Origin of the sequence: Hydrogenophaga sp. (assembly GCF_051007235.1) — a bacterium.
Taxonomy (GTDB): domain Bacteria; phylum Pseudomonadota; class Gammaproteobacteria; order Burkholderiales; family Burkholderiaceae_C; genus Hydrogenophaga.
Genome location: NZ_JBPCSJ010000149.1, coordinates 1 through 8,325, shown reverse-complemented (window position 1 = coordinate 8,325; position 8,325 = coordinate 1). Strand labels below are relative to the sequence as shown.

General features: G+C 65.5%; 10 protein-coding genes. All 10 read left to right on the top strand.

Going from position 1 to position 8,325, the window contains the following annotated elements; genetic code table 11:
• The coding region (locus ACR2JA_RS05520) for a (Fe-S)-binding protein (protein ID WP_434008107.1) at window positions 1–762 on the top strand (762 nt) is incomplete at its 5' end.
• Between the two features lie 16 nt (window positions 763–778).
• On the top strand, window positions 779–1,192 hold the full coding sequence (locus ACR2JA_RS05515) for a gamma-butyrobetaine hydroxylase-like domain-containing protein (RefSeq protein WP_434008106.1): 414 nt from the start codon (window positions 779–781) through the stop codon (window positions 1,190–1,192).
• 19 nt (window positions 1,193–1,211) lie between these two features.
• A complete protein-coding gene (gene ubiE, locus ACR2JA_RS05510; RefSeq protein WP_434008105.1) occupies window positions 1,212–1,943 on the top strand; it encodes a bifunctional demethylmenaquinone methyltransferase/2-methoxy-6-polyprenyl-1,4-benzoquinol methylase UbiE in 732 nt (243 codons plus the stop codon).
• 41 nt (window positions 1,944–1,984) lie between these two features.
• Window positions 1,985–2,641, top strand: coding sequence for a Tim44 domain-containing protein (locus tag ACR2JA_RS05505; RefSeq protein ID WP_434008104.1), 657 nt, complete (start codon window positions 1,985–1,987; stop codon window positions 2,639–2,641).
• Between the two features lie 113 nt (window positions 2,642–2,754).
• Window positions 2,755–3,351 (top strand): ubiquinone biosynthesis accessory factor UbiJ, encoded by a 597-nt coding sequence (locus tag ACR2JA_RS05500; RefSeq protein ID WP_434008103.1) that lies wholly within the window; start codon window positions 2,755–2,757, stop codon window positions 3,349–3,351.
• Window positions 3,348–4,913, top strand: coding sequence for a ubiquinone biosynthesis regulatory protein kinase UbiB (ubiB, locus tag ACR2JA_RS05495; RefSeq protein ID WP_434008102.1), 1,566 nt, complete (start codon window positions 3,348–3,350; stop codon window positions 4,911–4,913). The genes ACR2JA_RS05500 and ubiB overlap by 4 nt, the downstream gene beginning before the upstream one ends.
• Before the next feature lie 159 nt (window positions 4,914–5,072).
• Window positions 5,073–5,390, top strand: coding sequence for an FmdB family zinc ribbon protein (locus ACR2JA_RS05490; RefSeq protein WP_434008101.1), 318 nt, complete (start codon window positions 5,073–5,075; stop codon window positions 5,388–5,390).
• 14 nt (window positions 5,391–5,404) lie between these two features.
• Window positions 5,405–6,082 (top strand): DUF502 domain-containing protein, encoded by a 678-nt coding sequence (locus ACR2JA_RS05485; protein WP_434008108.1) that lies wholly within the window; start codon window positions 5,405–5,407, stop codon window positions 6,080–6,082.
• A gap of 51 nt (window positions 6,083–6,133) precedes the next feature.
• The gene (gene aspS, locus ACR2JA_RS05480) at window positions 6,134–7,936 is read left to right on the top strand and encodes an aspartate--tRNA ligase (RefSeq protein ID WP_434008100.1); all 1,803 of its coding nucleotides are present in this window, start codon (window positions 6,134–6,136) and stop codon (window positions 7,934–7,936) included.
• Window positions 7,937–8,017: 81 nt separating this feature from the next.
• Window positions 8,018–8,325: winged helix-turn-helix domain-containing protein (locus ACR2JA_RS05475; protein WP_434008099.1), on the top strand; the 308-nt coding region annotated here is incomplete at its 3' end.

Below are 8,325 nucleotides of genomic sequence, written 5' to 3'. Positions count from 1 at the left end.
CTGTTCAGCCAGGTGGGTCTCGCCCCCCAGGCCATGCTGTGGCACGCCGGCGTGCAGACGGTGCTGCCGCCGGGCTACCTGTGCTGCGGCTATCCGCAGCGCGGCTCAGGCCAGTTCGACAAGGCCGAGAAAATGATCACCGACAACCGGGTGCTGTTCCACCGCGTGGCCAACACGCTGAACTACCTGGACATCAAGACGGTGGTGGTGTCGTGCGGCACCTGCTACGACCAGCTGCAGGGCTACAAGTTCGAGGAGATCTTCCCCGGCTGCCGGATCATCGACATCCACGAATACCTGCTGGAAAAGGGCATCACGCTGCCGGCCGGGCAGGGCGGTTACCTCTACCACGACCCCTGCCACACGCCGATGAAGCTGCAGGACCCGATGAAGACGGTCAAGGCCCTGGTGGGCGACAACGTGATCGAGAGCAAACGCTGCTGTGGCGAAAGTGGCACGCTGGGCGTGACCCGGCCCGACATCTCGACCCAGATCCGCTTCCGAAAGGAAGAGGAAATCAAGAAGGGTGAGGCGCAGCTGCGCGCCGCCGGCATCGTGGGCGAGCAGGCCAACATCAAGATGCTGACCTCCTGCCCGAGTTGCCTGCAGGGCCTGTCGCGCTACGGCGACGACCTGCAGAACGGCCTGCTGGAAGCCGATTACATCGTGGTGGAGATGGCCAACCAGATCCTGGGCAAGGACTGGCTGCCCGAGTACGTCGCCAAAGCGAACCAGGGCGGCATCGAACGCGTGCTGGTCTGAACTTTCTGGAGCCCTCATGGCAGGACTGAACAAAGACACCCCGACACCGCAGGACATCACGGTGCACAGCGCTTCGAAGGTGCTGGAGATCGCCTTTTCCGACGGCAAATCGTTTCGCATCCCCTTCGAGCTGATGCGCGTGTACTCGCCTTCGGCCGAGGTGCAAGGTCACGGCCCGGGGCAGGAAACCCTGCAGACCGGCAAGCGGGATGTGAGCATCGTGGCGCTGGAGTCGGTGGGCAACTACGCGGTGCAGCCCACCTTCTCCGATGGACACGATTCCGGCATCTACGCCTGGGATTACCTGTATTTCCTCGGATCGCAGCAAGCCGAACTGTGGAACGATTACCTCCAGCGGCTCCAGGCCGCCGGGGTCGATCGCGATGCGCCCATGCCTGAAAAAGGCGGCCACGCCTGCGGCAGCCACTGACCCCGACGGAGACACCTTCATGGCCACCACCCACTTTGGCTTCCAGACCGTAGACGAGCAGGAAAAGGCGAAGCACGTGCGCAGCGTGTTCGATTCGGTCGCGCCCAAGTACGACGTGATGAACGACCTCATGTCGGCCGGCCTGCACCGCGTCTGGAAGCGCTACACCATCACCCTGGCCAACCCGCAGCCCGGCCAGCAGGTGCTGGACATCGCCGGTGGCACGGGTGACCTGTCCCGGGCCTTTGCGCAGCGCGTGGGCCTCACGGGCCGCGTGGTGCACACCGACATCAACGAAGCCATGCTGCGCGAAGGCCGCAACCGCCTGCTGGACGAGGGGCTGGTGCTGCCCACCATGGTGTGCGACGCCGAGAAGCTGCCGTTTGCCGACAACAGCTTCGACATCGTTTCCGTCGCCTTTGGGCAGCGCAACATGACGCACAAGGACCAGGCGCTGGCCGAAATGCGGCGCGTCCTCAAACCGGGGGGCAAACTGCTGGTCTTGGAGTTTTCCCGCGTCGCCAAACCGCTGGAAAAAGCGTATGACTGGTATTCGTTCAACGTGTTGCCGAAACTGGGCCAGCTGGTGGCCGGCGACGCCCACAGTTACCGCTACCTGGCGGAGTCCATCCGCATGCACCCTGGCCAGGAAGAGTTGCGGCAACTGATGAAGTCGGCGGGTTTCGGCCACGTGGACGTTCACAACCTGAGTGCGGGCGTCGTGGCCTTGCACCTGGGCATCAAGTGTTAGTCGCCGCCTGAACCCGGGTGGCCTGTCAGGGAAGAAAAAACATGAACGCTTGGGTGCTGATTCTGGGTGGGGCGGTGTTGGTGGTGGCGGCGGTCGTGATCGCCCGCATGCTGGCCTCGTCCCGTGGGGCTGTGGTACGGCCGCGTGGCGCACACGCCTTCATGGCCACCGGGCAGTCACAGCTGGACCCGGCCACCCCGCGCGGCTACAGCCCCAAGAACGTGGGCAACGACGCCTCGGCCCGGCCCTGGGAGTCCACCTACGACGAGCCCCCGGCAGGCCAGGCCTTCGGCGGATCGGCGCCGCCGAGCGTGCCCGACGGTTTTGATGTGGACGCCTTCCTGCGTTCGTCCAAGGCCAACTTCGTCAGCCTGCAGGACGCGTGGGACCGCGCCGACATCCCCAGCCTGCGCGCCATGATGACCGACGACATGCTCGAACAGATCCAGGGACAGCTGGTCGAGCGCGAGCGCCAGTCGGGCGGCCAGCCCAACAAGACCGACGTGGTCATGATCGAGGCCCGGCTGCTCGGCATCGAAGACCTGGGCGAGGGCCACATGGCCAGCGTCGAGTTTTCCGGCATGGTGCGCGAGGACGGTTCTGCCGGCCCCAACCCATTCCGCGAAATCTGGAGCATTGCCCGCGCCAAGGCGGGTGGCGGCGGCTGGCTGGTGGCCGGCGTGCAGGCCCTGCAGTAAGCCGCAGGGCCCTGCCCCGCCGCTGGCCGGGCAGGGCCGCACACGGGCCGGCAGGAAGCGCATACCCCTGCGCTGGCAGATGACCCGGCGCAATCCGTCAAAATCGGGGGGTCATGAACACCGCACCCCCCACCTCTTCGTCTGGCGGCAACGCCCATCCTTTTGGTTTTCTCCAGTCCGTGCTCGGCGGCCTCCGGCCGCCCGAGTGGATGGTCGATGAGCTGCAGAACCGCGTGGTGCTGTTCCTCAACCATGTGCTGATGCAGGAGCCGCAGGCGCAGGAGCGCCTCAGGCGCCAGAAGGGCAAGCCGGTGAAGGTCCAGTGGGGCGAGGTGCACCTCACCCTGGCCGCCACCGCTGCCGGCCTGCTGGAGCGCCCGGCCGCCGGCGCCGTGCCCGACCTCACCGTGACGCTGACCCAGACCTCGCCGCTGAGCCTGGCGCAAACCGTCTTGTCGGGTGACAAGCCGGGTGTGGACATCCAGGGCGACGTGCAACTGGCGGCCGAGGTGGCATGGCTGGTGGACAACGTGCGCTGGGATGTGGAGGAAGACCTCTCGCGCATCGTGGGCGACGCCGCGGCACACACCCTGGTGCGGATGGCCGGTGCGGCTTCGCAGGCGGTCAAATCGTTCGCGGGGCGTGCCCCCGCAGGTTTTGCACGGCCCACGCCGGCCGCCACCCCGGACCGCAGCGGAAGCGCCACATGAGGCGCCTGCTGCGCGGCGTCTTCATCCTCTGGGTGGTGTTGCGCCATGGGCTGGACGAGCTGGTGCTCTCCAGCTTCCAGCACCCGGGGCTGCGCCTGCTCACGCGCATCGTTTCCATCGGTCGCAACCTGGACACCCCGCGCGGCCAGCGTCTGCGCGAGGCGCTGGAGCAGCTGGGCCCGATCTTCGTCAAGTTCGGCCAGGTGCTCTCGACCCGGCGCGACCTGTTGCCACCCGACATTGCCGACGAACTCGCGCGCCTGCAGGACCGTGTGCCGCCGTTCGACAGCGCCATCGCGGTCGCCACGATCGAGCGCGCCTTCGGCAAGCCGCTGGACGCGGTTTTCAGCCACTTCGACCAGAAGCCGGTGGCCAGCGCGTCCATCGCCCAGGTGCACTTCGCCACCCTGCGCGACGGCCGGCACGGCGGCCGCGAGGTGGCGGTCAAGGTGCTGCGGCCCAACATGCTGCCGGTCATTGAAAAAGACCTCAGCCTGATGCGCATGATGGCCGGCTGGGTCGAGACGCTCTCGGCCGACGGCAAACGCCTCAAGCCGCGCGAGGTGGTGGCCGAGTTCGACAAGTACCTGCACGATGAACTGGACCTGCTGCGCGAAGCCTCCAACGCCGCCCAGCTGCGCCGCAACATGCAGGGCCTGGACCTGGTGCTGATCCCGGAAATGCTCTGGGACTACTGCCACACCGAGGTGATGGTCATGGAGCGCATGCACGGCCTGCCCATCAACCGGGTGGACGAGTTGCGCCGACTCGGGGTCGACATCCCCAAGCTGGCGCGCGACGGCGTGACCATCTTTTTTACCCAGGTGTTCCGTGACGGCTTCTTCCACGCCGACATGCACCCGGGCAATATCCAGGTCAGCGTCGACCCGGCCACCTTCGGCCGCTACATTTCGCTCGATTTCGGCATCGTCGGCACGCTGACCGAGTTCGACAAGGAATACCTGGCGCAGAACTTCACAGCCTTCTTCCGGCGCGACTACAAGCGCGTGGCCGAGCTGCACATTGAAAGCGGCTGGGTGCCGCCCGAGACCCGGGTGGACGAGCTGGAATCGGCCATTCGCGCGGTGTGCGAGCCTTACTTCGACCGTCCGCTCAAGGAAATCTCGCTGGGTTTGGTGCTGATGCGCCTGTTCCAGACCTCGCGCCGCTTCCATGTGGAAATCCAGCCCCAGCTGGTGCTGTTGCAGAAAACCCTGCTCAACATCGAAGGCCTGGGTCGCGACCTGGACCCGGAGCTGGACCTGTGGAACACCGCCAAGCCTTTCCTGGAGAAATGGATGCTGGAGCAGGTGGGCCCGCAAAAGCTGCTCCAGCAGCTCAAGGCCGAGGCACCCCAGTACGCCAAGCTGCTGCCGGCCCTGCCGCGCCTGCTGCAGGATTACCTGCAGCACCGGCCGAACGACCTGCGCCGCGAAATCGATGCCTTGATGACCGAGCAGCGCCGCACCAACCGGCTGCTGCAAAACATCATCTACGGGGGCATCGGCTTCGTGCTGGGGCTGATCGTCACCCAGCTGCTGCTGCGCATCCGCCTGTGGTGAAGGGCGGGCCGCTGGCCCGCTCTTGAAGGTCCTCCAGGGTGCCCCCACCTATAATGACGGGCTTTGTTCAACTTGCCGGCGCCCGCCCGTTCCTGCACCGCCACGGTGCCTTCTGAACGTGTTGTGGCAGGGTTGCCGGACCATTCCACCGTTCACGCCATGCCGATCTATGCCTACAAGTGCGAGTCCTGCGGCCATGCCAAGGACGTTCTGCAGAAAATCTCCGACGCTCCGCTGACCGACTGCCCGGCCTGCGGTGCCGCCACGTTCCACAAGCAGCTGACGGCCGCCGGCTTCCAGCTCAAGGGTTCGGGCTGGTACGCGACCGACTTCAAGGGTGGTTCTGGCGGTGCTGCGGGCTCCACGGCCGCTGCCTCGACCGGCGATGCCGCTGCGAGCACCGAATCCAAGCCTGCTGACACCGCCAGCGCCGCCCCGGCGGCCACGTCCTGCGGCGGTTCCTGCGCCTGCCATTGATGACCAAGGACCGCATGGCCGCGTTGCGCAAATGGCTGCTGGCCGGCCTGCTGGTGCTGGTGCCGCTGATCATCACCCTCTGGGTGCTGGACTGGGTGGTCTCCACGCTGGACCAGACCCTGCGCATCCTGCCGGGCGCCTGGCAGCCGGACCAGCTGTTCGGCTTCCACGTGCCGGGCCTGGGCGTGATCTTTGCGCTCGTGGTCGTGCTGTCCATCGGCGCGCTGGCGTCCAACATCATCGGCAACCGGCTGGTGAACTGGTGGCACGCGCTGCTGCACCGCATCCCCGTCGTGCGCTCCATCTACTCGGGCGTCAAGCAGATTTCCGACACGCTGTTTTCCGAGAAGGGCAACGCCTTCCGCAAGGCGGTGCTGGTGCAGTGGCCGCACGCCGGCATGTGGACCATCGGCTTCCAGACCGGCACGCCGGGCGGCGAAGTGCTGCAGCACCTGCAGGCCCAGCCGGTGGCCAGCGGCGAGCACGACAGCTTCCTCAGCGTCTTTGTGCCGACCACGCCCAACCCCACCGGGGGTTACTTCGTCATGGTGCGCCAGCGCGATTGCGTCGAGCTGCAGATGACGGTGGACGAGGCGCTCACCTACATCGTGTCCATGGGCGTGATCGTGCCCGGTGGTCCGAAGAACCCCAACCTCAAGGCGGTTGCCCCGGCGGCCCCTGCGATTTCCTGATGATTCCCCCCGCCACCCCGGGGTGGCGAACCTGCTGAAAGAAGAACCGATATGGCCATGCGCTCCCACTATTGCGGTCTGGTGACCGAAGCCCTGCTGGGCCAAACCGTGCAACTCTGCGGCTGGGTCAACCGCCGCCGCGACCACGGTGGCGTGATCTTCATCGACCTGCGCGACCGCGAAGGCTATGTGCAGGTCGTTTGCGACCCCGACCGTGCCGAGATGTTCAAGACCGCCGAAGACGTGCGCAACGAGTTTTGCGTGCAGGTCACCGGCCTGGTGCGCGCCCGCCCGGCCGGCACCACCAACGACAAGCTCAAGAGCGGCCAGATCGAAGTGCTGTGCCACGAACTCAAGGTGCTCAACGCCTCGGTCACGCCGCCGTTCCAGCTGGACGACGACAACCTGAGCGAAACCACACGCCTGACGCACCGCGTTCTGGACCTGCGCCGCCCCTACATGCAAAACAACCTGATGCTGCGCTACCGCGTGGCGATGGAAGTGCGCAAGTTCCTCGACGCCAACGGCTTCATCGACATCGAAACGCCGATGTTGACCAAGAGCACGCCCGAAGGCGCGCGCGACTACCTGGTGCCCAGCCGCGTGCACGACGGCCAGTTCTTCGCGCTGCCGCAGTCGCCTCAGCTGTTCAAGCAGCTGCTGATGGTGGCCGGCTACGACCGCTACTACCAGATCACCAAGTGCTTCCGTGACGAAGACCTGCGCGCCGATCGCCAGCCCGAGTTCACCCAGATCGATATCGAGACCTCGTTCCTGACCGAGGAAGACATCCGCGCGATGTTCCAGGGCATGATCAAGACGGTGTTCCAGAACACGCTGGGCGTGGACCTGGGCGAGTTCCCCATCATGGCCTACGGCGAAGCCATGCACCGCTTCGGCTCTGACAAGCCCGACCTGCGCGTGAAGATGGAGTTCACCGAACTCACCGACGTGATGGCCGACGTGGACTTCAAGGTCTTCAGCGCGCCGGCGCAGATGAAGGGCGGCCGTGTGGTCGCGCTGTGCGTGCGCGGCGGTGCCGAAATGCCGCGCAGCGAGATCGACGCCTACACCGAGTTCGTCAAGATCTACGGCGCCAAGGGCCTGGCGTGGATCAAGGTCAACGAACTGGCCAAGGGCAAGGACGGCCTGCAGTCGCCCATCGTCAAGAACCTGCACGACAAGGCGATTGCCGAGATCCTGGCCCGCACCGGTGCGCAGGACGGCGACATCCTGTTCTTCGGCGCCGACAAGGACAAGATCGTCAACGACGACATCGGCGCGCTGCGCTTGAAGATCGGTCACAGCGCGCTGGGCAAGAAAAACGGCCTGTTCGAAGACCGCTGGGCCCCGATGTGGGTGGTGGACTTCCCGATGTTCGAGCACGACGAAGAAGCCGACCGCTGGACCGCCGTGCACCACCCCTTCACGGCGCCCAAGGACGGGCACGAAGACTGGATGGTCACCGCGCCCGAGAAGTGCATCGCCAAGGGTTACGACATGGTGCTCAACGGTTGGGAAATCGGTGGCGGCTCGGTCCGTATCCACACCGCGGCCGTGCAGCAGAAGGTGTTCGATGCGCTCAAGATCACGCCCGAAGAAGCCCAGCTCAAGTTCGGCTTCCTGCTGGACGCGCTGCAGTACGGCGCGCCCCCGCACGGCGGCCTGGCTTTCGGACTGGACCGCATCGTCACGCTGATGACCGGCGCCGAGTCGATCCGCGACGTGATCGCCTTCCCCAAGACCCAGCGCGCCCAGTGCCTGCTGACACAGGCTCCGAGCCCGGTGGACGAGAAGCAGCTGCGCGAACTGCACATCCGCCTGCGCAATCCGGACGCGGTCAAGCAGGGCTGATCCACCCGGGCCGGCACAAGGCCTGCGGCAGAATGAAAGGGCGCTGGATTCGGCGCCCTTTTTGTTTTGCGGAGAAAAGAGTTGGCGATTCCTGACTATGAAACGCTGATGGCCCCGTTGCTGAGGCTGCTTGGCAGCAACGGCTTGATGTCACTGGGTGAAGCGGTTGGTCATCTCGCCGACGAATTTCAACTATCACCTGAAGAGCGCACAGTTCTCTTGCCTTCGGGACAGTACCCTTTGTTTCGCAACCGGGTGGGTTGGGCGAAGACGTATTTGAAGCAGGCTGGGCTGATCGTGCAGCCCAAACGTGGGCAAATGGAGCTGTCACCAGTGGCGCGAGCGTTGCTGCCTGAACTGCCTGTCCACATCGATGGGAAGTTCCTGGC

Bases quoted from the DNA above. Each gene is read 5' to 3' on its own strand.
- ACR2JA_RS05515 (WP_434008106.1), top strand. From the start codon at position 779: ATGGCAGGACTGAACAAAGACACCCCGACACCGCAGGACATCACGGTG.
- ubiE (WP_434008105.1), top strand. From the start codon at position 1,212: ATGGCCACCACCCACTTTGGCTTCCAGACCGTAGACGAGCAGGAAAAG.
- ACR2JA_RS05505 (WP_434008104.1), top strand. From the start codon at position 1,985: ATGAACGCTTGGGTGCTGATTCTGGGTGGGGCGGTGTTGGTGGTGGCG.
- ACR2JA_RS05500 (WP_434008103.1), top strand. From the start codon at position 2,755: ATGAACACCGCACCCCCCACCTCTTCGTCTGGCGGCAACGCCCATCCT.
- ubiB (WP_434008102.1), top strand. From the start codon at position 3,348: ATGAGGCGCCTGCTGCGCGGCGTCTTCATCCTCTGGGTGGTGTTGCGC.
- ACR2JA_RS05490 (WP_434008101.1), top strand. From the start codon at position 5,073: ATGCCGATCTATGCCTACAAGTGCGAGTCCTGCGGCCATGCCAAGGAC.
- ACR2JA_RS05485 (WP_434008108.1), top strand. From the start codon at position 5,405: ATGGCCGCGTTGCGCAAATGGCTGCTGGCCGGCCTGCTGGTGCTGGTG.
- aspS (WP_434008100.1), top strand. From the start codon at position 6,134: ATGGCCATGCGCTCCCACTATTGCGGTCTGGTGACCGAAGCCCTGCTG.